This is a genomic window from Marinactinospora thermotolerans DSM 45154 (genome assembly GCF_900167435.1).
Taxonomy (GTDB): Bacteria; Actinomycetota; Actinomycetes; order Streptosporangiales; family Streptosporangiaceae; genus Marinactinospora; species Marinactinospora thermotolerans.
The window spans coordinates 290,767-314,991 of the sequence record NZ_FUWS01000005.1; the positions used below are offsets into that span (position 1 = coordinate 290,767).

At 71.4% G+C, this 24,225-nt stretch carries 20 protein-coding genes; 8 read left to right on the forward strand and 12 right to left on the reverse strand.

From position 1 onward, the window contains the following. Nucleotides 1-588: 588 nt before the first annotated feature. Entirely contained in the window at nt 589-3,495 is a 2,907-nt protein-coding gene (secA, locus tag B5D66_RS11035; RefSeq protein WP_078761594.1) for a preprotein translocase subunit SecA, read from the reverse strand. 219 nt (nt 3,496-3,714) lie between these two features. Here secA and B5D66_RS11040 point away from each other — a divergent pair, with 219 nt between their 5' ends. Beyond that, nucleotides 3,715-4,038 carry a hypothetical protein gene (locus tag B5D66_RS11040; protein WP_078761595.1) on the forward strand — a complete coding sequence of 108 codons (324 nt, stop codon included), beginning with the start codon at nt 3,715-3,717 and terminating at the stop codon, nt 4,036-4,038. Between the two features lie 260 nt (nt 4,039-4,298). Here B5D66_RS11040 and hpf read toward each other — a convergent pair whose 3' ends face one another. From hpf to mtrA, 5 genes are all read right to left on the reverse strand, one after another. After that, a complete protein-coding gene (hpf, locus tag B5D66_RS11045) occupies nt 4,299-4,973 on the reverse strand; it encodes a ribosome hibernation-promoting factor, HPF/YfiA family (protein ID WP_078761596.1) in 675 nt (224 codons plus the stop codon). Nucleotides 4,974-5,684: 711 nt separating this feature from the next. Further along, nucleotides 5,685-6,365: a ComF family protein gene (locus tag B5D66_RS11050; protein ID WP_078761597.1), complete on the reverse strand. Its 681-nt coding sequence runs from the start codon at nt 6,363-6,365 to the stop codon at nt 5,685-5,687. 63 nt (nt 6,366-6,428) lie between these two features. Continuing rightward, a complete protein-coding gene (locus B5D66_RS11055) occupies nt 6,429-8,309 on the reverse strand; it encodes an LpqB family beta-propeller domain-containing protein (RefSeq protein WP_078761598.1) in 1,881 nt (626 codons plus the stop codon). Continuing rightward, the gene (gene mtrB / locus B5D66_RS11060; protein WP_078761599.1) at nt 8,306-10,051 is read right to left on the reverse strand and encodes an MtrAB system histidine kinase MtrB; all 1,746 of its coding nucleotides are present in this window, start codon (nt 10,049-10,051) and stop codon (nt 8,306-8,308) included. The genes B5D66_RS11055 and mtrB overlap by 4 nt, the downstream gene beginning before the upstream one ends. Nucleotides 10,052-10,062: 11 nt before the next feature. After that, nucleotides 10,063-10,740 (reverse strand): MtrAB system response regulator MtrA, encoded by a 678-nt coding sequence (gene mtrA, locus B5D66_RS11065; RefSeq protein WP_078761600.1) that lies wholly within the window; start codon nt 10,738-10,740, stop codon nt 10,063-10,065. 458 nt (nt 10,741-11,198) lie between these two features. Between mtrA and B5D66_RS11070 the strand changes: the two genes are divergently transcribed. From B5D66_RS11070 to B5D66_RS11090, 5 genes are all read left to right on the forward strand, one after another. Continuing rightward, nucleotides 11,199-12,524, forward strand: coding sequence for a DUF7847 domain-containing protein (locus tag B5D66_RS11070; RefSeq protein WP_078761601.1), 1,326 nt, complete (start codon nt 11,199-11,201; stop codon nt 12,522-12,524). Beyond that, on the forward strand, nt 12,521-13,162 hold the full coding sequence (locus tag B5D66_RS11075; protein WP_235000923.1) for a DUF4129 domain-containing protein: 642 nt from the start codon (nt 12,521-12,523) through the stop codon (nt 13,160-13,162). The genes B5D66_RS11070 and B5D66_RS11075 overlap by 4 nt, the downstream gene beginning before the upstream one ends. 14 nt (nt 13,163-13,176) lie before the next feature. Beyond that, the gene (locus tag B5D66_RS11080; RefSeq protein ID WP_078761720.1) at nt 13,177-14,328 is read left to right on the forward strand and encodes a DUF4350 domain-containing protein; all 1,152 of its coding nucleotides are present in this window, start codon (nt 13,177-13,179) and stop codon (nt 14,326-14,328) included. 88 nt (nt 14,329-14,416) lie between these two features. Beyond that, nucleotides 14,417-15,400, forward strand: a complete 984-nt coding sequence (locus tag B5D66_RS11085; protein WP_078761602.1) for an AAA family ATPase — start codon at nt 14,417-14,419, stop codon at nt 15,398-15,400. Between the two features lie 46 nt (nt 15,401-15,446). Then, on the forward strand, nt 15,447-16,748 hold the full coding sequence (locus B5D66_RS11090) for a DUF58 domain-containing protein (protein WP_078761603.1): 1,302 nt from the start codon (nt 15,447-15,449) through the stop codon (nt 16,746-16,748). A gap of 55 nt (nt 16,749-16,803) precedes the next feature. Here the strand turns inward: B5D66_RS11090 and B5D66_RS11095 are convergent, their stop codons facing one another. The 3 genes from B5D66_RS11095 to B5D66_RS11105 all read right to left on the reverse strand — a co-directional run bounded on the left by B5D66_RS11095 (nt 16,804) and on the right by B5D66_RS11105 (nt 18,531). Then, a complete protein-coding gene (locus B5D66_RS11095; protein WP_078761604.1) occupies nt 16,804-17,604 on the reverse strand; it encodes a VOC family protein in 801 nt (266 codons plus the stop codon). 61 nt (nt 17,605-17,665) lie between these two features. After that, nucleotides 17,666-18,076: a VOC family protein gene (locus B5D66_RS11100; protein ID WP_078761605.1), complete on the reverse strand. Its 411-nt coding sequence runs from the start codon at nt 18,074-18,076 to the stop codon at nt 17,666-17,668. Nucleotides 18,077-18,096: 20 nt separating this feature from the next. Then, nucleotides 18,097-18,531, reverse strand: coding sequence for a helix-turn-helix transcriptional regulator (locus B5D66_RS11105; protein WP_078761721.1), 435 nt, complete (start codon nt 18,529-18,531; stop codon nt 18,097-18,099). Between the two features lie 261 nt (nt 18,532-18,792). Between B5D66_RS11105 and B5D66_RS11110 the strand changes: the two genes are divergently transcribed. Next, nucleotides 18,793-19,266, forward strand: coding sequence for a DUF1801 domain-containing protein (locus B5D66_RS11110; RefSeq protein ID WP_078761606.1), 474 nt, complete (start codon nt 18,793-18,795; stop codon nt 19,264-19,266). A gap of 229 nt (nt 19,267-19,495) precedes the next feature. Here the strand turns inward: B5D66_RS11110 and B5D66_RS11115 are convergent, their stop codons facing one another. Then, a complete protein-coding gene (locus B5D66_RS11115) occupies nt 19,496-20,491 on the reverse strand; it encodes a stage II sporulation protein M (RefSeq protein ID WP_078761722.1) in 996 nt (331 codons plus the stop codon). A gap of 133 nt (nt 20,492-20,624) precedes the next feature. Here B5D66_RS11115 and B5D66_RS11120 point away from each other — a divergent pair, with 133 nt between their 5' ends. Continuing rightward, nucleotides 20,625-21,428, forward strand: a complete 804-nt coding sequence (locus B5D66_RS11120) for an RDD family protein (RefSeq protein WP_078761607.1) — start codon at nt 20,625-20,627, stop codon at nt 21,426-21,428. A 30-nt stretch (nt 21,429-21,458) separates the two neighbouring features. On the opposite strand, the gene B5D66_RS11125 is transcribed toward B5D66_RS11120, so the two are convergent. Together B5D66_RS11125 and ahcY are read right to left on the reverse strand one after the other, a co-directional pair. Further along, nucleotides 21,459-22,718 carry an adenosylhomocysteinase gene (locus tag B5D66_RS11125; protein WP_078761608.1) on the reverse strand — a complete coding sequence of 420 codons (1,260 nt, stop codon included), beginning with the start codon at nt 22,716-22,718 and terminating at the stop codon, nt 21,459-21,461. Between the two features lie 19 nt (nt 22,719-22,737). Next, nucleotides 22,738-24,174 carry an adenosylhomocysteinase gene (ahcY, locus tag B5D66_RS11130; RefSeq protein WP_078761609.1) on the reverse strand — a complete coding sequence of 479 codons (1,437 nt, stop codon included), beginning with the start codon at nt 24,172-24,174 and terminating at the stop codon, nt 22,738-22,740. Nucleotides 24,175-24,225: the final 51 nt, after the last annotated feature.

Below are 24,225 nucleotides of genomic sequence, written 5' to 3' on the forward strand. Positions count from 1 at the left end.
ACCGCGACGGCGGCGACCTGGACAAGCTCGGCGCGCAGCACGCGGATCGCGTTCGGCGAGCGCCTCCGCCGTCTCCTCGGCGAGCAGACCCGCCCAGGTGGTGGGGTCCCGGCCGAGGACCGCGCATGGTAGCCAGCACCGGAGCGACGGCACCAGCACTGCCCTCCAGACCATGCCGAACACCCCACAGACACCGCTGGGCATAGCGCTCGGCCGCCACATCGGCCAGGACGGCTTCCAAGGCGCCCGGGACACCCGGGGTCAGAAGCGCGGCGGCGCGCAGCCGGGGTCCCCTCTCTGGCCCCTCGGCGCGGTGCCTGACCGCCCACGGTGGGCGCCCCAACCGTCACCGGGGCGCTCCTCTCCGCCACGTCGGGCATCGGGCACCGGACGGTGCGGACCGGTTCGGCCGAGCGGCGCCCCTATCGGCACATCCTCGTCAACGCCTCACGCGCGGCCGGGGAGCCTGCGCCCACGGCCGTCCGGCAGGCCCCCACGGAAGCGGGCCGGAGGGAAGACGGGCGAAGAGACGACGGGGGCGCCCCGGGACCTGACGGTCCCGAGGCGCCCCCGTCGTGCGTGCCGCGCTCAGACCCTGTTCTTGGGATCGCCGTGGCACTTCTTGAACTTCTTGCCCGAACCGCAGGGGCAAGGAGCGTTGCGCGAGGTACCGGCGTAGGAGTCACCGGTGGACTCGCTGTGCTCCTCGACACCGCCCCCCTCGCTCGGCGCGGTGTAGCGCAGCTGGCTGGGACGGTCGGCGCCGAAGCCCGGGACGACGACCTCGGGAGCCGCCTCCTCCTCGCCCTTCTCCGGGGCCGCCTCGGCCGCCTCGTCCGTGTCCGTCGCGGCCGCCGCGACCGGCGTCTCCTCGGGTTCGGCCGGACGCTGCGCCTCCTCGGCGGCCGGCGCCTCCTCCTCCTTGGTGACGACGGCGGCGCCCGCGGTGGCCACCGCGGCGGCGCTGGCGGGGGTGACCTGCACCTCGGGGCGGTTGCGCACCTGGACCTCGAGGTTGAACAGGAAGCCGACCGACTCCTCCTTGATGCCCTCCAGCATCTCCTGGAACATGTCGTAGCCCTCCCGCTGGAACTCGATCAGCGGGTTGCGCTGGGCCATGGCGCGCAGGCCGATGCCCTCCTGGAGGTAGTCCATCTCGTACAGGTGCTCACGCCACTTGCGGTCCATGACCTGGAGGATGACGCGGCGCTCGACCTCGCGCATGGCCTCGGTCCCGAGCTCCTGTTCGCGGCGCTCGTAGGCCTCGTGGGCGTCCTCCTGCACCCGGTGCAGGATGAGGTCGGGGGTCAGCGCGCTGACCTCGCCGCCGTTCTCCTCGATCAGCTCGTCAACGGTGAAGCCGATCGGGTAGACCTGCTTGAACGCCTTCCACAGCTTGTCGAGATCCCAGTCATCGGGCTCGCCCTCGGCCGTGGCGATCCGGACGTAGGACTCCAGGACGTCGTCGATCATCGACTGGACCTGCTCACGCAGGTCGGCGCCCTCGAGGACCTTGCGACGCTCGGCGTAGACCACCTTGCGCTGGCGGTTGAGGACCTCGTCGTACTTCAAGACGTTCTTGCGGATCTCGAAGTTCTGCTGCTCGACCTGGCCCTGCGCGGACTGGATGGCCTTGCTGACGACACCCGACTCGATGGGCTGGTCGTCGGGGATGTTCAGCCGCTCCATGATGATCTCGACCCGGGCGCTGTTGAACAGCCGCATCAGGTCGTCACGCAGGGACAGGTAGAACCGCGACTTGCCGGGGTCGCCCTGACGGCCGGAACGGCCACGCAGCTGGTTGTCGATGCGGCGGGACTCGTGGCGCTCGGTGCCCAGCACGTAGAGACCACCGGCCTCGACGACCGCCTCGTGTTCGCTCTCGACCTCCTGCCGGGCCTTCTCCAGCGCCTCGGGCCAGGCCGCCTCGTACTCCTCGGGGGTCTCCAGCGGGGACAGGCCGCGCGCCTGGAGCTCCTCGTCGGCGATGAAGTCGGGGTTGCCGCCGAGCATGATGTCGGTGCCGCGGCCCGCCATGTTGGTGGCGACCGTGACCGCCTTCAGCTTGCCGGCCCGCGCCACGATCGCGGCCTCACGCGCGTGGTTCTTCGCGTTGAGGACCTCGTGGGCGATACCACGCTGCTTGAGCATCCTCGACAGCAGCTCGGACTTCTCGACGCTGGTCGTACCGACCAGGACGGGCTGGCCCACCTCGTAGCGCTCGGCGATGTCGTCGACGACCGCGGCGAACTTCGCCTCCTCGGTCTTGTAGACGACGTCGCGCTCGTCCACGCGGACCATCGGCTTGTTCGTGGGGATCGGGACCACGCCGATGTTGTAGGTCTGGTTGAACTCGGCCGCCTCGGTGGAGGCGGTACCGGTCATGCCGGCCAGCTTCTCATAGAGGCGGAAGTAGTTCTGGAGCGTGACCTTGGCGAGGGTCTGGTTCTCGTCCTTGATCCGCACCTTCTCCTTGGCCTCGATGGCCTGGTGCATGCCCTCGTTGTAGCGGCGGCCGCGCAGGACACGTCCGGTGAACTCGTCGACGATGAGCACCTCGCCGTCCTTGACGATGTACTCCTTGTCGCGCCGGTAGAGCTCCTTGGCCTTGAGGGAGTTGTTGAGGAAGCTGATCAGAGGGGTGTTGACGGACTCGTAGAGGTTCTCGATGCCGAGCCAGTCCTCGACCTTCTCCACGCCCGACTCGGTGATGCCGACGGTGCGCTTCTTCTCGTCGACCTCGTAGTCGACGTCACGACGCAGCCGCGGCGCGATCTTGGCGAACTCGGCGTACCAGCGGGAGTTCTGCTCGGCCGGACCGCTGATGATCAGCGGCGTGCGCGCCTCGTCGATGAGGATGGAGTCGACCTCGTCGACGATGGCGAAGTAGTGCCCGCGCTGCACGCAGTCCTTGATGGACAGGGCCATGTTGTCGCGCAGGTAGTCGAAGCCGAACTCGTTGTTGGTGCCGTAGGTGATGTCGGCGGCGTAGGCCTTGCGGCGGTCTTCGGAGGACATGTCGGGGACGATGACGCCGACCTCGAGCCCGAGGAACTGGTAGATGCGTCCCATGTTCTCGGCGTCACGGCGGGCCAGGTAGTCGTTGACCGTGACGACGTGGACGCCCTTGCCGGCGAGGGCGTTGAGGTAGACCGCGAGTGTCGCGGTGAGGGTCTTGCCCTCACCGGTCTTCATCTCGGCGATGTTGCCGAGGTGCAGTGCCGCGCCGCCCATGAGCTGGACGTCGAAGTGACGCTGTCCCAGAGTGCGTTTGGCCGCCTCCCGGACGGTGGCGAAGGCCTCCGGGAGCAGGTCGTCGAGGGATTCACCGTCCTGGTGGCGCTGCTTGTACTCGTCGGTGAGTTCGCGAAGTTCGGCGTCGCTCAGATCGACGAAGTCATCCTCGATCGAGTTGATCTGGTCCTTGAGCTTCTTCAGCTTGCGCAGGACCTTTCCTTCGCCCGCGCGCAGGACCTTGTCGAGTATGCCTGGCACTTCCTATGCGCTCCTCACAGATCGTGACCCGCATCCGGAGGCGGGACGGATCCTTTACCCCCAGCGTTCCATCGTAGGTGAGCCTATTGCCTTGATGACGCTGAGCGGGTATCGCGACGGGATCGACATTGAGTTCACGGCGTTTAGCCAGTTCGCGCCTGGGTTATGGCCGAATGTGAAGGTTGTGGACGAGCCAGGGGCTATACCGGAGGTGCGCCGATGGCCGAGAACACCCGCGACACTCGTTTCATCAGAGGCTCACAGGCCGAGGGCGGCGCCTTCGCCCCGACCAACAGCCACCGGGGCCGGGGACGGTCCTGGATCGCGGTCGCCGTCATCCTCGTCGCCTTCGTGTTGATCGCGGTGTCGCTGACGCTCGGCCCCGCGTGGTGGCTGCTGGGGATCGGGGTGGCGCTGATGGTGGTCGGCGGCGTGCTGTGCCTGGTCACCGACATCTTCACCGACGTGGTGCTCGACGAGCCTCGCTATGAGCCCGAGGAACCGCACTCGACGCCCCTGCACCGGATCAAGCAGGGCAAGTAGCCGACGTTCCCCGACCGTCGACCGGTCCGGCCTGGTCGACGGAGGGGTCCCGCGGGCGCGCGACGGGTGGGAACTCCCGTTCGCGACCGGGCGGCCCTTCTCCCCCGCGCCGGGGTGGGGCCCGGCGCGACCTCGAACCCGCCGATCCGGCATCCTCCTGCGAAGAGCCGCGGCCGACGAGAGCGGACGCCCCCGTCCCCGCGGGCGTGCCGTGCCCGGAGAACCGGACACGGCACGCCGTCGTTCGGCCGGGCTCCGCCCTACTCCATGAGGCGCAGTACCCCGTAGTTGAAGCCCTTCCGGCGGTAGACCACGCTGGGAGCGTCACGCTCCTCGTCGCGGAACAGGTAGAAATCGTGGCCGACCAGCTCCATCTCCATGAGGGCCTGGTCGATGGTCATGGGTTTCGCGTAGTGGAACTTCTCGCGAACGATCACCGGCGCGTCCCCCTGGGTGTCGAGCTCGACGACCTCGTCGGCGAACGCCTCGTCGACGGCGGCGCCGTCGATCTCCTCGTCGTCCATCGGGGCTGTGGGAGCGGGTGGCGTCGCGACGGCCCCCAGGGGCGCGGCCTGGGCGTCGCCGAGGGAGGCGGTCGCCGCGGCCACCGAGACGGGCGTACGTCCGCCCTTGTGCACCTTGCGACGGTCGGCTGCCTTGCGCAGCCGCGATTCGATCCGGTCGAGAGCCAGATCGAGCGCCGAATAGCGGTCGTCTGCCGCGGCCTCGCCGCGGACCACCGGACCACTGGAGTGGATGGTCAGCTCAACCCGCTCGCGCTGGTCCGCCAGTTTCGGGTTGCGCTCCTTGGACACCTCCACATCGACGCTCATCCCCTTGTGCTCCCACTTGGAGAGCCTGTTCAGCTTGTTCTCGACGTGCTGTCGGAACTTGTCACTGACCCCTGTGCGCCGACCCTTGACGATGATGTCCACAAGACCCCCTTCGTCGCTTGGCTACCGGCTGATAGCCCGGCTTCGTATCGTGTGCCCGCGTCGTGGTCGCAGGCCCGAGGGACCTCCTTCCTGGGTCCACGCCGTCCCATGACGGCTCCAGTGGGAGCCGTATACCCGGGAGATCGCTGGAACTCACCGGAAACGGGAACGATCGTCGGGCCCGGGAGAGAACGCGCGCCACAACGGCGTCGCGGGAGAGGAGGGAGTCGGGAGGGACCGACCCGGGGCACGATACGTGGAAGAAATATGTCACCCGTCCGGCCGACCTGGTCTTCGTCCCCACATCCGCCTGCTGAGGGTCTCGCGGCGCTTGTGTGCCACTACTGCCCTTCTCCCTGACCCGGAGGACATCGGGACCTCCGGCGAGGCAGGGCTTACCTCTAAGCCGCACCGTGATCGGTCGACGAAAAGTCGCCTTACGTGGGCCGTTTCGCCTGCGGCTGGCATCGGCTTGCCGAATCGACGTCCCCACTCGGAGGACGCCGGCTACGGCGCAACCACGGACCCGGACGGGTGCCATGTCTGGAACGCTAGCCCGTGAACAGCCAGATGTCAGGTGCTGTTGGTCCTGAATCTACTTTTCCCGGGCTCGATGTTCCCTACAGACGCCGAAAGAGGAAGGAACCGGATCGTCGGGTAAAGAGTTCCTGACGATCCGAGTTTCAGGGGCCACCTCCGGCCCTACCGAGACTACCCCCGTTCGCACAGCACAACGGCCCCCTGCACGGTGCAGCGCGCGGCGCGGAGCGCCCGCGCGGCCTCGGCGATGGTGGCCCCGGTGGTGAGCACATCGTCCACGATGAGGACGGGAGCGCCGCGCAGGAGGGGCATCGCGTTCGGCCGGACCGCAAGTGCGCCCGCCAGGTTGGCCCCGCGCTGGGTGGCGGTGAGCCCGACCTGATCGGCGACGCGGCGGACATGGTGCAGGCCGGCGACGACCCGGATCCGCGGCGGATGGCGGCCGGTCCCGGCCGCGGCCGCTCCGGCCAGCAGCCGAACGGGGTCATACCCCCTGTGGCGCAGAGCGGAGCCACGGGAGGGAACGGGCACCAGGAGGACACGGCCGTGACCGCGCGCGGCCTCGGCGACCGCCCGGGCCAGCGTGTCCCCCAGGGGTCCGGCGAGGGACCTGCGTCCCCCGTTCTTGAACGCGAGCAGGAGGTCGCGGTGGGGACCGGAGTAGAACCCGCAGGACCACACCAGCGGGCAGCGGGGGCGCGGGCGGCAGGGGCGGGGTGGACGTCGCAGCACACCGGAGCAGGACGGGCACAGCCGCGTGCCGGGGACGCGGCAGCCCGCGCACCGTCGCGGCAGGACCAGGTCGACAAGGGCGGCCAGGCCGCCGGCGGGGAGGAACGACACGTCTGTCATGCCTCCCAGCCTGACCGCCGGCGAAACGTCCCCGCCAGCGCGATCCACGGCCTGTGGACAAGCTCAGCCGGGATAGACCGGATTGGCCCCGTCGGTGACGCGCTGCCACATCAAGCGGTCGTTGGTCATGGACAGGTAGTCGTCCTCGACCCCCGCCAGCAGGGGCTGCCCGGGCGCGGCGGCGATCGTCTTCATGTCCGACCCCGCCGCGGCACCGGCGCTGGTGGACTCGGTACTGCCGTCGAGCGAGACCAGGTAGGCCTGGAGCGCTCCGCGCTCCTTGCGGCCGAGCACCGCGAGCTGGTCGGCACCGCGCCAGGCGATGTCGGAGACGTGGTCGAGATCCATGGCCAGGGGGATGAGGTGTTCCAGCGCGACGCCGCCGTCGGCGTGGACCACCCGGCCGACGAGGAGCCGAGTGCCGTCACCCTCGCCCACGAGGACCGCGACGCGGGTGCCGTCGCGCGAGGCGCGCAACTGGGTCACCGTGCGTCCGGCCAGCTCGGGCGCGTTCACCTGCACGGGGTCGGACCCACCGGGCAGCATCCACAGACGGGTCCCCGGGCTCTTGGGTTCCCGTGGGGACGGCTCCGTCCTGGGCGTGTCGCCGGGCTCGGTGTCGTCGTCGACGTCCTCGGCGTCGGCGCGTTCGGCGACGTCGCCACCGGAGGAGATGTCCTCGACCGCCCACAGGTTGCCGTAGCCGTCCCACGACAGGGCCGTGTAGTCGCCGCCGTCGAGGACAATGGCGTACTCGGAGCCGTCGACCATCTCGGTGGTCACCACCCTGTGGTGCCCGGCCGTGATGCCGGCGACCCATCGCTCGTCCAACGACACGGCGTGCTGCTCCAGCGGGGTGCCGCCCACGCCCGCGGCTCCCTCGACCCGGGCCTCCTGCTGGGAGGAGTCCAGCGACCACAGTTGGCCGTCACGGACGAAGTAGGAGCGCAGCGCCCCGTTCACCCCCGAGGGGTTGACGGAGTTCCAGTAGTCGCCGCCGATCTGCAGGCCCTCGTCCTGCGAGCCCGGAACCTCGATCTCCTCCCCGTCGAGGCGCAGCGTCAGCTCCTGGACCTCGGGGAGCTGTTTGAGCGTCCAGACGAGCTGGGCCGCCATACCGACACGCTGCTCGGAACCGATGTACTCGGACTCGCCGGTGGTCAGCTCCACGGTGAGGTGACCGGTGTCGTAGGCGACCGCGGCGTTGGTGCCGGGCGGGAAGGCGGAGCGCACGGCCGGCTGCAGCCACTCCGTCGGCCCACTGACCAGCATGCGGGCCAACAGGCGGGAGAGCTGGTCGGGCAGGTCGGTGGTGGACTGCACCGGGAGGAGGACCGGATCGGGCACCAGCGTGCCCATGTCGCGGTTGAAGAAGTAGAGGTTGAGGGGACGGTAGACCCGGTCGACGTCGCGGCGGCTGAGCACGAGCTCCTGCGGCAGCTCGGCGATACGCCACTCGCCCTCGACCTTCACCAAATCGAAGGTGACGTCGATGACCTGGCCGGATGTGGCCGGAACGTACTGGCCGCTCGCCTCGATGGTGGCGACCTGCTCGGTGCGCATGCGCACCGTCGCGGTCTCCCCGCCCTCGGCGGTCGCCACGTCGAGGCCGACCGCGTCGATCTCGCCGTAGACGAGCACGGTCCCGTCCGGCCGCCATGTCGCCTGCTTCTCCGGCGTCATGTACATCCGGGGCGCGCGGTAGTCGTCCTCGACGCTGCCCATGTCCTTGAGGAAGCCCTTGACCAGCGCGGCCTCGTCGACGCCGCGCTGCGGCCCGGCGGGGATCTGGCGCACGTAGGTGCCGTCCTGTCCGGCGGCGTTGCCCCGCCCCGCGCCCTCGACGATCGGCCCACTGGTGGGCACGGTGGCGCACCCGGAGAGCGCGGCGGCCAGGCAGGCGGCCCCGGCGGCGGCCCCCAGGCGCATCGTCCGTCCCGTCACGGCGTATCCCCCAGTCCCCCCGACCACGAGGAGTCGAGTTCGGTCTGCGCCGCCGGCAACACGCGCCCGCGGCCGATGGCCATCTCCGGCGGAGCCAGGGGCAGGGGCGAACCGCGCAGTTCCGCGCCGGCCTTGCGCGGCAGCGACAACCGGAACTGGGCCCCCTTGCCCGGCATCCCCCACGCCTGGAGCCACCCCCCGTGCAGCAGCGCGTCCTCCTTGGCGATGGACAGTCCCAGACCGGTGCCCCCGGTGGTGCGGGCGCGGGCCGGGTCGGCGCGCCAGAAGCGGTCGAAGCACAGGTGCTCCTCGCCCTCCTTCAGGCCGACCCCGAAGTCGCGTACCGCGACGGCGACCGCGTCGCGGTCGCCCGCGGCGGTGACGATGACGTCCTTGCCCTCGCTGTGCTCGATGGCGTTGACGATGAGGTTGCGCAGGATCCGGTTGATGCGGCGCACGTCGAACTCCGCGACACACGGCTCGGCCGGCAGGCGCAGCACCACCTTGATCCCGCGGCGCTCCGCGAGCTGTTCGGCGTCGCCCACCGCCCGCAGGACGGCGTCGCGGATGTCGCCGGCCTCGACGGCCAGCGTCGCCGCCCCGGCGTCGTGCCGGCTGATCTCCAGCAGGTCGGCGAGCAGCTCCTCGAAGCGTTCGAGCTGACTCTGCAACAGCTCCACCGACCTGCGCATGGTCGGATCGAGTTCGTCGCGGTCGTCGTACAGCAGGTCGCCGGCCATGCGGATCGTGGTCAGCGGGGTACGCAGCTCGTGGGAGACGTCGGAGACGAACTGGCGCTGGACCTGGGAGAGCTCCTCGAGTTCGAGGATCTTCTCCTGGAGGTTGCCGGCCATGTCGTTGAACGACACCGCCAACCGGGCGAGGTCGTCCTCGCCCTGGACCTTCATCCGCTCGGTGAGGTCGCCCGAGGACAGCCGCTCCGCCGAACTCGCCGCCTGGCGTACCGGGATGACCACCTGGCGGGTGACCACGTAGGCGATGGCGGCGAGGAGCAGGATGAGCGCCGAGACGACGAGCAGCAGCGTCCCCTGCACGAGGTCGAGCATCTCCTGCTCGTGGTCGAGCGGGAAGAGGTAGTACAGCTCGAAGGCGCTGGACAGCTGTGAGCCGACGACGAGCCCGGGCTCGGTGCCGTTGCCCCGGATGATCTCGGTGTAGCCGTAGAACTGCTTCTCCAGCTCGGTGCTGTTGCGGACCTCCTCGCGCATCCGCTCGGGCACGCTCGCCTCGGAGACGTCGCCGCTGGCGCGGCCGGTCATGCCGCCGACCGAGGGAAGGATGATGACCTCGTAGAGGCCGGTGGAACCGCTGCGCGCGCCCAGGTCCTCGGTGATCCGGTCGAGCTGCCGGTCGCGGTCGGACTCGGCGCTGTCCTGGAGCACGCTGAGGGCGTAGGTGAGCCCCGCGCGATGGTCGTGCAGGGCGGCGTCCTGCTTGGCGTCGAGCAGGCCCGCCTGGACCTGCTGCATGAGGAAGAAGCCGAGAACCGCGGTGACCAGCCCGGAGATCGCCAGGGTGGTGGTGACCACCCGGAGTTGCAGGGACCGCCGCCAGCGGGTGTGGACCCCGCTCACCAGGGCACGCGCGGCCCGCTGGGCCGCCAGGTAGCACCGGCTCAGCAGTCCGGCGAGGCGTTGCCAACGCGAGAGCGCGGCGTCCTCGCCCTCTGGCGGGTACGCCGCGTTCGCGCCACCTGGGGTGACCGATGCCGAGGCCGTCACAGGACCTTCCGTCAGGCGCCGCCGGCCTTGTAGCCGACGCCGCGGACGGTAACGACGACCTCGGGGTGTTCGGGGTCCTTCTCGATCTTGGCGCGCAGCCGCTGGACGTGGACGTTCACCAGGCGGGTGTCGGCCGCGTGGCGGTAGCCCCACACCTGCTCCAGCAGAACCTCGCGGGTGAAGACCTGGCGGGGCTTGCGCGCGAGGGCGACCAGCAGGTCGAACTCCAGCGGGGTGAGGCTGATGGGCTGGCCGTCGCGGCGCACGGAGTGGCCGGCGACGTCGATCGTGATGTCACCGATCTGGAGCACCTCGGGAGCCGGCTCCTCGGTGCGGCGCAGCCGGACGCGGATACGCGCCACGAGCTCCTTGGGCTTGAACGGTTTGACGATGTAGTCGTCGGCGCCGGACTCCAGGCCGAGCACGACGTCCACCGTGTCGCTCTTGGCGGTGAGCATCACGATGGGAACACCCGATTCGGCGCGGATCTGGCGGCACACGTCGATGCCCTCGGTTCCGGGCAGCATGAGGTCCAACAGCACGAGATCCGGCTTGGTCTCCCGGAAAGCCTCCAGGGCCTTGTCCCCGTCGTGTACGAACGACGGCTCGAAACCCTCGCCTCTGAGGACGATGCCCAACATCTCGGCGAGAGCGAGGTCGTCGTCGACGACCAGTACGCGTCCCTTCATCGATTCTCCGGCGCTCTCCGCCCCGCGGGGCGGACCTGCGAGCGCCTTCTCCTTTCCGGACACTCAAACGGCGAAAACGTTCGATCTCTTCTGCCGGGTCCCCCCGTGGAGCGACCTTCCGTCCCTAACCTTGCCATCATCGGCCTTGCCCTCGGGCAGGGTTGCCCCGATGACCACACACAGCGGCGGGGGATTCCCACGGGCCCACAGCGCCTGCGGGTTCCCCCTCCGGTTCCCTCCGTCCGGTCCGCCACTCCCGCGAAGCGGGGGTTTGGGCTGCCAGAGGGCACGGTCGCTAGATAACGAAAGCATACAAAAAGAATGAACAACGTCGCCGTTCCGATATGGAACGAACCCTCCGTGCGGTAGGTGGGGTCCGACGCTAGGTTGAACTCACATAACGTGGGTAATCCGACGGCCGCGTTGCGGCCTTGCCGATGGAACCAACGGGAGGACCGATGCCCCAGGAGGACGGTCAGGCTTGGCGGGCCCCTGGAGACCGACCCGACCACCCCTCCCCGTCCGCTCCTGGCCCCTCCGGTGCGCCCGGTGGCGCCACCGGTGGCTGGGCGGCTCCCGGCGGTCCCGTCCCGCAGCCCAACGCGCCCGGCCCGCAGGGGGCCCCCGGCCCCGGCTGGCCGCCCCCGCACCAGGGCGGCGCGGGGTGGCCGCCGCACCAGCCCGGTGGGCCGGGTTGGCAGCAGCCCCACCACGGCGGGGCGGGCTGGTCCCCTCCACCCCCCGACCCCAAGCCCGGCGTCGTCGCGCTGCGCCCCTTGACGCTCGGTGACATCTTCAACGGCGCCTTCAGTTACATCCGGCACAACCCCAAGGCCACGCTGGGGCTGTCCGTCATCGTCATGGCCATCGCGAGCCTGCTCCCGGCGGTGGGGTTCGGCTCGTTCATGGACGAGTACACCTCCTACCTCGACGCCCTCGTGGCCGATCCGGCGGCCGACGTCGGCGCCTTCCCGTTCTCCTCCTTCAGCCTGATCGGGGTCTACGGCGGGGCGCTCCTCTCCCTCATCGCCGGCTACATCCTCAACGGACTGCTGGCGGTGGTGATCGGCCTGGCGGTGATCGGCCGGCGGGTCACCCTGAAGGGGGCCATCGACGCCCTCCGGGGCCGGATCGGCGCGCTCCTCGGCCTGGGCGGACTGTTCCTCCTGCTCTCCCTGCTGTGGACGGTGGTCCTGGCGTTGGTCCTGACGGTCATCGCCCTGTCGGCCCTGGTCGACCCGTGGCTGATCGCGGTCACCGCCGTCATCGGGATCCCCGCCGTGATCGCGCTCGGCGCGTGGGTCTACATCCGCACCGCCCTGGCCATGCCGGTGGTGGTGCTGGAGCGCATCGGCCCGGGCCGCGCGCTCGGGCGTTCCTGGCGGTTGACGCGCGGAAGCTGGTGGCGGGTGTTCGGCATCCTCCTGCTCGTCCAGTTCATCGCGGGGATCGTCGCCAACCTCCTGGCGACCCCGTTCACGCTCGTCTCGCTGGCCCTCACCTTCCTGGCCCCCGACGCCGCGTGGATGCCGGTCGCCGACTCCGCCTCGTACTACCTGGGCATGGTCCTGTCCGGTGCCGTCACCAGCCCCTTCACCGCCGGAGCGGTGACCCTGCTCTACGTCGACCTGCGGATGCGCCGCGAAGGGCTGGACCTCCGGCTGCGCTCGGCGACCCGTCCGGGCGAGCGGGCCGGCGCCGAGGTGTACCTCACCGATGGCGGGTACCACCCCTCCGGCGCCCCCTCGGGCCCGGTCGGCCCGTACCCGGGAGCCCCGGCTTGAGCGGCCCTCTCCCGCACGCCGCCGAGGTGAGCCGCGAGGAGGGGGCGCGGGCGGCCCGAGAAGAGCTGTCCAAGGACATCTACCAGCGCTCCGAGCCCAGCCTCATCGAGATCATCTACACCCGGGTCATGGACTGGATCGAGGAGCTCACCCGCCGCATCGGCGACAGCGTCCCCGGCGGCTGGTGGGCGCTCGGGGCGCTGCTCGCCGTGCTGGCCGTGCTGCTGGTCGCCCTCCTCGTCCACACCCGGCCGGCCCGCCGCGCCCGGCGGCGCGGGGCGCAGGTGGACCAGGACACGCCGCTGAGCGCCTCCGGCCACCGCGCCCTGGCCGAGCGGCACGCCGAGGCCGGCGCCTACGCCGAGGCCATCGTGGAGCGGTTGCGCGCCATCAGCCGCGAGCTGGAGGACCGGGCGATCGTCCTGCCGCGGGCGGGACGCACGGCGACCGAGTTGGCCACCGAAGCCTCCCCGGCGCTCCCCGACGAGCGCGGCGCCCTGCGCGCCGCCGCCGACGTCTTCAACGACGTCCGCTACGGTGAGCGCGTGGCCACCGCGGACTCCTACGCGGTGCTGCGCGACCTTGACGAGCGGATCCAAACGGCCCGTCCCCACCACGGCCGGGAGGTGACACGGTGACCGCCGCCCCTCCCATGGCGCCTCCGCCCACGGTGACCTCGACGAGCGCCGCCGACCTGTGGCGCCGTGTCCGCGGCCCGCTCGGCTTCCTCCTCGCGTTGACGGTCATCGCCGTCGTCCTCTCCCTGGGGTCCCGTCCCTATCCCCAGGGCGACCTCGACCCCGACTCCCCCGTTCCCGAAGGCGCGCGGGCCCTCGCCGAGGTCCTGCGCGAGCGGGGCGGCGAGGTGACCATCGCGCGCGACACCGCCGAGGCCGTGGAGTCGCTGGGGCCCGGGACCGTGCTGATCCTCACCCAGTCGCACCGGCTGCTCCCCGAGGAGCTCGACCGCCTCGCCGCGGCCCCGGGCGACCGGCTGCTCGTCCAGCCGACCACCGCGGCGCTGGAGGCGCTGGCCCCCGGTGTGGCCGTGTCCGGCCGCGTCGAAGCCGGCACGCTGTCGCCCCGATGCGGGCTACCGGCCGCGCGCGCGGCGGGGCCCGCCGACGCCGGCGGGGAGCTGTACGCCGTCGAGGAGGGCCTGGCCTGCTATCCGGCGCCGGAGGGCGCCGCCCTGGTCCGCTCCTCCGGTGACGGGGGCACGGTGACGGTGCTGGGCACCGGCGCCCCGTTGCGCAACTCCCACCTCGACCGCGAGGGCAACGCCGCGCTCGCGCTCAACCTGGTCGGCGGGCGCGACGTGGTCTGGCTCCACCCCGACGTTCCGGTCGCCGAGGGAGACGCGACCCTGTGGGAGCTGCTCCCCCAGGGGATCAGGCTGTCGGTGTGGCCGTTGGCGTTCGCGCTGGCGCTGCTCGCCCTGTGGCGCGGCCGGCGGCTCGGTCCGCTCGTCGCCGAACGGCTCCCCGTCGTGGTGCGCGCCTCGGAGACGACGGAGGGACGCGCCGGCCTGTACGCGGCACGGCGCGCCCGCGACCGCGCGGCGGCGGCCCTGCGCGCCGGATTCCTCGACCGGGTGCGGCCGCTCCTGGGGTTGAACGCCGCTTCCACGCCGCAGGCCACGGCCGAGGCGCTGGCCGAGCGCACCGGGGAGTCCCCCGACCGGCTGCTCGTCCTGCTCTACGGCGATCCGGCGGACGAGGGTGGCGACCCCCACTCCGTCGACGACGCCGCACTGGTCCGACTCGCCGACGAACTCGACAGGATCGAGGGCTCCCTGCGATGACGGGTCCAGGCTCCCGGACCGCTCCCGGTCCGTCCACGGGCCCGCGAGCGGGCGTGCCCGACCACCACAACAGAGAGGTGCCTCAGCCGTGACCGCCTACACCACCGAGGGGCAGCCGTCCGCCGAGGAGGCACGGACGGCGCTGACCGCGCTGCGCGACGAGGTCGCCAAAGCCGTGGTCGGCCAGGAAGAGACGGTGACCGGCCTGGTCATCGCGCTGCTGTGCCGCGGCCACGTGCTGTTGGAGGGCGTTCCCGGCGTCGCCAAGACACTGCTGGTCCGGGCGGTGTCGGCGGCGCTGTCGCTGGACCACAAGCGCGTCCAGTTCACCCCCGACCTCATGCCCGGCGATGTCACCGGGTCGCTGGTCTATGACACCCGGACCTCCAACTTCGAGTTCCACGACGGGCCGATCTTCACCAACATCCTGCTCGCCGACGAGATCAACCGCACCCCGCCCAAGACCCAGGCCGCGCTGCTGGAGGCGATGGAGGAACGCCAGGTCACCGTCGAGGGGCGGCCGCGCCCGCTCCCCGACCCGTTCGTCGTGGCCGCGACTCAGAACCCGGTGGAGTACGAGGGCACCTACCCGTTGCCCGAGGCCCAGCTCGACCGCTTCCTGCTCAAGCTCATCGTCCCGCTCCCCCAGCGCGCGGAGGAGGTGGACATGCTGTCCCGGCACGCCGCCGGGTTCGACCCGGGCGACCTGGAGGTGGCGGGCGTGCGCGCCGTCGCAGGCGCGGCGGAGCTGCGGGCGGCGCGCGCGGCGGCTGCCGCGGTCCGGGTCGCCCCCGAGGTGCTCGGCTACATCGTGGACCTGTGCCGGGCCACCCGCGAATCGCCGTCGCTGCTGCTCGGCGCCTCCCCCCGGGGCGCGACCGCGCTGCTGCGCACCAGCCGGGCGTGGGCCTGGCTGTCCGGCCGCGACTACGTGACGCCCGACGACGTGAAGGCCCTGGCGAAGGCGACCCTGCGCCACCGTGTCGCGATGCGCGCCGAGGCCGAACTGGAGGGGGCGACCGTGGACGGTCTGCTCGACGGCGTTCTCGCCGCGGTCCCGGTCCCCCGCTGACCCCCGGATCGGCCCCGGGCCGGTGACGAGTTAAGGAAGACGACGGATGGCGATCACTGGACGGGCGGTCCTGCTCGCGTTCGCGGGCCTGCTGCTCGTGCTCATCGCGGGATCGACCGGCACGTGGGTGCTGTGGGCCGCTCTCGCCCTTCCCGCGCTGGCGATCCTCGCCGACCTGCTGCTCGCCGCCAGCGCGCGGGCGGTGACGTTCGAGCGCGCCGGCGACACCTCCGTGCGCCTGGGCGAGACCGCGACGGTACGGCTCGTCGTCGCCAACCCCACCCGGCGCCGGATGCGCGCGCGGGTGCGCGACGCCTGGCCGCCCAGCGCGCAGGCCCGGCCGCGCGCCCATGACGTGGTGATCCCCGCGGGAGAACGCCGCCTGCTCGCCACCGAACTGACGCCGACGCGCCGTGGCGACCAGCAGGCGGCCGGGGTGACCGTGCGCAGTATCGGCCCGCTCGGCCTGGCCGCGCGGCAGTGCACCCACGCGGTCGCCTGGCAGGTGCGCGCGCTGCCGCCGTTCCACAGCCGGCGCCACCTGCCGGGCAAGCTGTCGCGCCTGCGCGAACTGGACGGTCAGCACCGCGCGCTGGTCCGGGGGCAGGGCAGCGAGTTCGACTCGCTGCGCGAGTACGTTCCGGGCGATGACGTCCGGTCCATCGACTGGCGGGCCACCGCCCGGCGTGACGCGGTCGTGGTACGCACCTGGCGTCCCGAACGCGACCGGCGCATCCTGCTGGTGCTGGACACCGGCCGGACCTCGGCCGGCCGGGTCGGTGACACCCCCCGGTTGGACCACTCGATGGACGCCGCGCTGCTGCTCGCCGCGCTCGCCGCGAAGGCCGGCGACCGGGTCGACCTGCTGGCCTATGACCGCCGGCCCCGCGCCCGGGTCACCGGCACGGGCCGCGGGACCATGGTGCCCGTCCTCGTCCAGGCCATGGCCACCCTCGAACCGGAGCTGGTGGAGGCCGACACGGCGGGGATGGTCGCCGAGATCCTGGGCCGAACGGGGTCGGGCCGGCGGCTCGTCGTGCTGTTCACCGACCTCAACGCCACCGCGCTGCACGAGGGCCTGCTACCCCGGCTCCCCGCCCTGACCGCCCGCCACCTCGTGCTCGTCGCCGCGGTGAGCGACCCCCGGGTGGCCGAGATGGCCGAGGGGCGGGGGGACGCGCAGTCGGTCTACGCCGCCGCCGCGGCGGAGCGCACGCTGCTGGAGCGCCGTCACGTCACCGCGGAGCTGCGCCGGCGCGGTGTGGAGGTCGTCGACGCGCCGCCGGAGCGCATCGCCCCGGCGCTGGCCGACGCCTACCTGTCGCTGAAGGCCCAGGGACGGCTGTAGCGGCGGGACCGGCCCTGTCTCCCCGTGGTGGGACAGGGCCGGTGAGCGGCGGCTGTCACGCGCCTACCGTGACCGCCCAGTGCTGGCCGTCGGGGTCGGTGAAGTATCCGACGTAGTCCCCCTGCCCGGTCCGCGCCTCCGCCGTGACGACCCGCCCGCCGGCGGGCTCCACGGCCTTGAGGAGGGTGATGGCGTCCTCGCGGGAGGCGGCGACGTGGGTGAGGACGACGGCCGGGAAGCCGTGGCCGCGCTCGTCGACGCCGGCGTCCTTGGCGAGGGCCGGGCGGGGCAGCAGACCCAGGCGGCACACGCCGTCGGTGACGGTGAAGTCGACGAACTTGTCCCCGTAGTCCCGGTCGACGTCCATGCCCAGCGCCTCGTAGAAGAGCTTGGCCGCCTTGGGCCGTGTGACGCCGAGGTAGGCCGCGGTCTCGGTCAGCCGCACCGGCGCATCGGAGGGCCTGGTGTCCTTCTTGGCGGCCGCGGCCAGCTTCCACACCGCCCCGTCCGGCGCCCGGTAGACCGAGGTGAACTCGCCGAAGATCCGCTTCTTCGCCGGTCTGACGACCGTCGCGCCGTTGGCGGTGGCGGCGTCGAGGAGGGTTCCGACCTCGCCGGGCTGGTCGACGATGACAGACAGGACGCAACCACGGAAACCTGACGTGTCCGGGCTCATGCCGGCGTCGGCGGCGAGCGCGTCGATTTGGCGCAGGAGGAGGCGTCCGGTGCCGTGCAGGTCCAGGCCGGCATCCTGTCCGTCGCCGATGGCCGTGGGTGAGAACACCGTGGTGTAGAAGGCGTGGGCGGCCTCCACGTGAGGCACGCCGAGGGCGATGGCGTCGAGTGAAAGCGCCATGCGGGTGGTTCCTTCGTGAAGTCGGGGTGGGTGGTCTCGTCGGGCCCCTCGCGAACCCTGTTCAGGCGAGCTGGTTGACGCGGACGAGATTGCCGGCCGGATCGCGGAAGGCGCAGTCGCGGACCCCGTAGCCCTGGTCGATGGGTTCTTGGACCACGTCCACGCCGGCGGCCGTCAACCGTTCGAAGAGGCCGTCGAGGTCGTCGGTGGCCAGGGTGATCGCGGTGTAGGTGCCCTTCGCGATCAGCTCCAGGATGGTGCGGCGCTCGTCCTCGGTGACGCCGGGGTCGGCGGCCGGCGGGTGCAGCACGATGGAGGTCCCGGGCTGTCCGACCGGTCCGACGGTGATCCAGCGCATGTCCTCGTAGCCGACGTCCTTGCGGACCTCGAATCCGAGGATGTCGCGATAGAAGGTCAGGGCGGCCTCGGCGTCGGTGTGCGGGAGGAAGGCGTGGTGAATGGTGATCTCCATGCCCCTCACGCTAGACGTGGCTACCGGACGCGCGCTTCTTGATTCCTGACCGGTCTGGTCACCTGCTTGGCCAGGCAGGGCGGGATGCCCGCCGCCGCCTGCGCGTGGTCGCGGCGGTAGACGCTCGGGGGCACGCCGACCAGCTCGGTGAACCTCGTGCTGAAGGTGCCCAGCGAGGACGAGCCCACCGCGAAGCAGACCTCGGTGACGCTGAGGTCCCCGCGGCGCAGCAGCGTCATCGCCCGCTCGATCCGCCGGGTCATCAGGTAGGAGTACGGCGACTCGCCGTAGATGCGGCGGAACTCCCTGCTCAGGTGGCCGACCGACATGTGCGCGCCGCGGGCCAGCGCCTCGACGTTCAAGGGTTTGGCGTACTCGCGGTCGATCCGGTCACGGACCCGCCGGATGACCGCGATGTCGCGCAACCGCTGTTCCTCAGCGCGCCTGTTAGCCATGGGTGCCATCATCCCACGCCTCGTCCCGGCCCGCCGGTCACGCGCCCATCCGGAAGGATGCGGCGGGTCCCGGTCGCGGAGCCCCGGTCCACGTCGCGCGGCGGTTCGGATCGGGCGGGCGCTCTCCCGCGTCCTCGTCGAGGACGCCACGGGCTTGGGAAGGGCCTCTGGTGGTCAGGAATCAAGAAGCACCGGCCGTCCCGGCGGGGCTAGCGTGGCGAGCGCACCACACCGGTCACGAGCAGCAGGAGGAGGACGACCATGGGCGTGGACACCGAGGGACAGAACGGTAAGCGGCCGGAGGGTTTCTCCGAGCAGGAGCGTGCCGCCATGAGGGAACGCGCGGCGGAGCTGAAGAGGGAGACGGCCCGCGGACGTGGCGGCAGAGCCGCCGCTGGCGAACTCGACGTGCTGGCGAAGATCGCCGAGATGGAGCCGCCCGACCGCGCGGTGGCCGAACGTGTCCACGCCATCGTCACCGGCACCGCCCCGGAGCTGACGCCGAAACTGTGGTACGGGCAGCCGGCCTATGCCCGGAAGGGGAAGGTGGTCTGCTTCTTCCGGAGCGGCGGGGTCGACAAGGAGCGCTACTCGACGTTCGGGTTCACCACCGAGGCGGGCCTCGACGACCCCAGCGGGCTGTGGCCGACCTCCTACGCCGTGACCGAACTGACCGAGAAGGCCGAGGAGACGATCGCCGCCCTCGTCGAACGCGCCGTGAGCCGAGTCCCGTGAGCCGAGCGCCCGCGGGGCCGCGCGATGGTCCGGCGGGCGCCACCTCCACGGGCCGCTTCACGGGGACGGACGCCCGGCAAAGGCCCGGCGCTTCTCTCGGCGTGAAAGCCCCGTCCCAGAGGGCCTGCGCGCACTGCGGCCGGTTCCCGGGCCGCTCACCGGCGGCCGGGCCGAGGGCGGTACGGCCGTGCGCGGCCCCCGCCCCGGCCGCCACCCCGCGGGTCCCGGCTCAGCCCGCGACCGGGGCCGCGGCGGGCGCGTCCTCGATGTCACCGGTCTCGCCCTCCCGGACCGCGCGACGTCCCAACGTGAAGACATAGGCGAGGAACAGCGCCTCGGCGACCACGCCGATGCCGATGCGCAGCCAGGTGATGTGCACCCAGCCGGTGACCAGGCCCTCGATCAGACCGGAGATGAACAACACCACCACCAGGCCCAACGCGACCGCGATCGCCGGCCGCGCCTCCTCGCCCAGTGCCCGCAGCCGCGGCCTCGCCCCCGGTTCGATGATCGTCCAGCCCAGCTTGAGCCCGACCCCCGCCGCGACGAACACGGCGGTCAGCTCCAGCAGCCCGTGCGGCAGGATCAGGCCGAAGAACACGTCCCCCTTGCCGTGCGCGAACATCAGCCCTCCGGCCACCCCGATGTTGGCCCCGTTGAGGGCCAGCACGTACAGGGTGGGCACGCACAGGAAGACGCCGAAGATGAGCGCCTGGGCGGCGGCCCAGGCGTTGTTCGTCCACACCCGGGCCGCGAACGAGGCGCCCGGATACTCGACGTAGTAGTTCTCGAAGTCGTTCTCGACGTAGGCGCGGATGTCCTCGGGGGTGCCGAGGAGCGCCCGCGCCTCGGGGTCCAGGGCGATCCAGGTGCCCAGGGCGAAGGAGAGCGCGAGCGTGCCCAGCGTCGCCCCGATCCACCACCAGCGCAGCCGGTAGACCACCGCGGGGAAGGTCCGGGTGAAGAAGCGGGCGACGTCCCGCCAGGCGGGGGCGTGCGCGCCGGTGACCGCCGAACGGGCCCGCGCGACCAGACCCGACAGCCGGCCGGTGAGCACCGGATCGTGCCCCGAGGAGCGGACCACCGACAGGTGCGTGGAGACCCGTTGGTACAGCTCGACGAGTTCGTCCACCTCGTCGCCGGACAACCGGCGCCTGCGGCGCACCAATTCGTCCAGTCGGTCCCAGTCGGGGCGGTGCGCGGCGGCGAAGACGTCGAGATCCACGTGTTCGACTCTACTGACCGTGGGGATGATCGGCATGCGGGGTGTTCCTCGCCGGTCCTGAATGGTCCGTTCCCCTGTCAGGTCCTGACAGACTGGGAAGAAGAGGGCAGCCGAGTGAAGCGGGAGAGGCACCGTGGCGTATCCGGGCGGTGGCGGCCACTACCAGCAGACCCACCTGGTCACCGGCGACGCGGTCGTGCTGGACCTGCGTCCGGCGGGATTCGCCACGCGGATGCTCGCGTTGCTGATCGACGTGCTCGTCCAGGTGGCGCTGTTGATCGCGCTGTCGGTCCTGACCGTGCTCGTCGGAAACGGCCTGGACGCCGCCGCCACCGCGTCCGTCCAGCTCGCGGTCGTGGTGCTGGTGCTCATCGGCTACCCCACCGCGTTCGAGACCCTCACCCGGGGCCGTTCGCTCGGCAAACTGTCGCTGGGGCTGCGGGTCGTGGGCACCGACGGTTCGCCCGAGCGGTTCCGTCAGGCGCTGGCGCGGGCGCTGTGCGCGTTCGTCGAGATCTGGCTGTTCAGCGGTGTCCCCGCGCTCATCACCTCCCTGATCAACCGTGACGGCCGGCGTATCGGGGACTTCCTGGCGGGCACGCTCGTGGTCGAGGAGCGTTCGGCGCGCGGGCACGAGGAGACGATCATGATGCCTCCCCACCTGGCGGAGTGGGCGAGCCACGCGGAACTGTCGGGCCTGTCCGCCGAGACCGCGGCGACGGCGCGTCAGTACGTGCTGCGTTACGGGGAGCTCACCGAGGAGGCGCGGCACGAGATGGGCGCGCGGATCGCCGCGGAGGTGGCCCGGTCGGTCAGCCCGCCCCCGCCCTCCCACGCCGCCCCGCTGGACTTCCTCGCGGCGGTGCTGGCCGAGCGCCGCCGCCGCGAGGAGGAGCGGCTGGCCCGGCAGCGCCGGACCCCGCCCTACCCGGGATAAGGCTCCGCCCCCGTCGCCGGCCGGGCCGGTTCAGGGCCGCCAGGAGCCCAGGTACTCCTCCTGCTCGGGGGTCATCGTGTCGATCCGCACCCCCAGGGCGGCGAGCTCCAGCGCGGCGACCTCGGCGTCGATCTCGGCGGGGACCTCCAGCACCCCCGGCGCCAGTTCCGCGTGATTGCGGGCGATCCAGGCGACGCTGAGCGCCTGCACGGCGAAGGACATGTCCATCACCGCGGCCGGGTGCCCCTCGGCCGCGCCGAGGTTGACCAGGCGCCCCTCGGCGAGCAGGACGACGCGCCGGCCGTCGGCGAGCACGTACTCGTCGGCGTGCTCGCGCACCCCCCGCCGCACCTCGACCGCCATCTCCTCCAACGCCACCAGGTCGATCTCGATGTCGAAGTGTCCCGCGTTGGCCAGCACCGCGCCGTCCTTGAGCACGGCCAGGTGCTCGGCGCGGATCACGTCGCGGTTGCCGGTCACGGTCACGAGCACGTCGCCCGCGCGGGCCGCCTCGTCCATGGGCAGCACCGTGTAGCCCTGCATGACCGCGTCCAGGGCCTTGACCGGGTCGACCTCGGTGACGACGACGCGAGCCCCCATCCCCCGAGCCCGTTCGGCCAGGCCACGACCGCAGAACCCGAACCCGGCGACGACCAGGGTGCGTCCCGCCAGCAGGGCGTTGGTGGCCCGCATGATGCCGTCCAGGGTCGACTGCCCGGTGCCGTAGCGGTTGTCGAACATCCGCTTGGTGGCGGTGTCGTTCACCGCCACCATGGGCAGCCGCAGCGCCCCCTCGGCGCTCATGCGGCGAAGCCGCAGCACTCCCGTGGTGGTCTGCTCGCACCCGCCGACCGCCTCGGCGAGCAGTTCGGGACGTTCCAGGTGGACGATGTTGACCAGGTCGCACCCGTCGTCGAGGAGCAGGTGGGGCCGTTGTTCCAGGACCGTGACCAGGTTGCGGTCATAGGTGGCGGGGTCCATCGCCGAGCGCGCGTAGACCGACACCCCGTACTCGGTGACGAGCGCGGCGGCGGTGTCGTCCTGGGTGGACAGCGGGTTGGAGGCGGCGAGGGCGACCTCGGCCCCGCCCGCCCGCAGCGCGCGGAGCAGGCCCGCGGTCTCGGCGGTCACGTGCATGCACGCGGCGATCCGCATCCCCTCCAGCGGACGTTCCCGCTCGAAGCGCTCCCGGATGCCCCGCAGCGCCGGCATGGATTTCTCGGCCCATTCCACGCGGCGGACCCCGGCCTGGGCCAGGCCGAGGTCCGCGATCTCGTGTGGTGGCAGCATCGAAGAGGATCGGGACGCTTTAGTAACGGTAGTGGTCTGACTTGTAGGGGCCGGCGATGTCCACACCGATGTAGGCGGCCTGCTCCTTGGTCAGCGTCGTCAGCTTGACGCCGAGCGCGTCCAGGTGCAGGCGCGCCACCTTCTCGTCGAGGATCTTGGGCAGCACGTACACCCCGATCGGGTACTCCGACGGCTTGGTGAACAGCTCGATCTGGGCGATCACCTGGTTGGTGAAGCTGTTGGACATCACGAAGCTCGGGTGGCCGGTGGCGTTGCCGAGGTTGAGCAGGCGTCCCTCGGACAGCACGATGATCGAGTGGCCGTCCGCGAAGCGCCACTCGTGCACCTGCGGCTTGATCTCGATCTTCTCGATGCCGGGGATGCGGGCGAGCCCGGCCATGTCGATCTCGTTGTCGAAGTGGCCGACGTTGCCGACGATGGCCTGGTGCTTCATGCGGGCCATGTGGTCGGCGGTGATGATGTTGAAGTTGCCCGTGGTGGTGATGAAGATGTCGGCGGTCTCGACGACGTCCTCCAGCACGGTCACCTGGTAGCCGTCCATCGCGGCCTGCAGCGCGTTGATCGGGTCGATCTCGGTGACGATGACGCGCGCGCCCTGGCCGCGCAGCGCCTCGGCCGCGCCCTTGCCGACGTCGCCGTAGCCGCAGACCACCGCGACCTTACCGCCGATGAGGACGTCGGTGCCGCGCATGATGCCGTCGGGCAGCGAGTGGCGGATGCCGTACTTGTTGTCGAACTTGCTCTTGGTGACCGAGTCGTTGACGTTGATCGCCGGGAAGAGCAGCTTGCCCTCGCGCTGCATCTCGTACAGGCGCAGGACACCGGTGGTGGTCTCCTCGGTGACGCCCTTGATGCGGGAGGCGATCGTGGTCCACTTCCGCGGGTCGGCGGCCAGGCTGCGCTGGAGCAGCCCGAGCACGATGGCGTACTCCTCGCTGTCGGCGGTGGAGGGGTCGGGGACCGCCCCGGCCTTCTCGAACTCCGCACCCTTGTGGACGAGCAGCGTCGCGTCACCGCCGTCGTCGAGGATCATGTTGGGCCCTTCACCGTCGGGCCAGGTGAGCGCCTGCTCGGTGCACCACCAGTACTCCTCCAGCGTCTCGCCCTTCCAGGCGAAGACGGGCACACCCTGGGGGTTGTCGGGGGTGCCGTTGGGGCCGACCACGACGGCCGCCGCGGCGTGGTCCTGGGTCGAGAAGATGTTGCAGCTCACCCAGCGGACCTCGGCGCCCAGGGCGACCAGGGTCTCGATCAGGACCGCGGTCTGCACGGTCATGTGCAGCGAGCCCATGATCTTGGCGCCCTTGAGGGGCTGGGAGGGGCCGTACTCGGCGCGGGTGGCCATCAGGCCGGGCATCTCGTGCTCGGCGAGGCGGATCTCCTTGCGGCCGAACTCGGCCAGGGAAAGGTCGGCGACTTTGAAGTCGAATGCCATGACGTCGATCTCCTCCTATGGGTGCGCCTGAAGTCTAGGGCCGGAGACGGC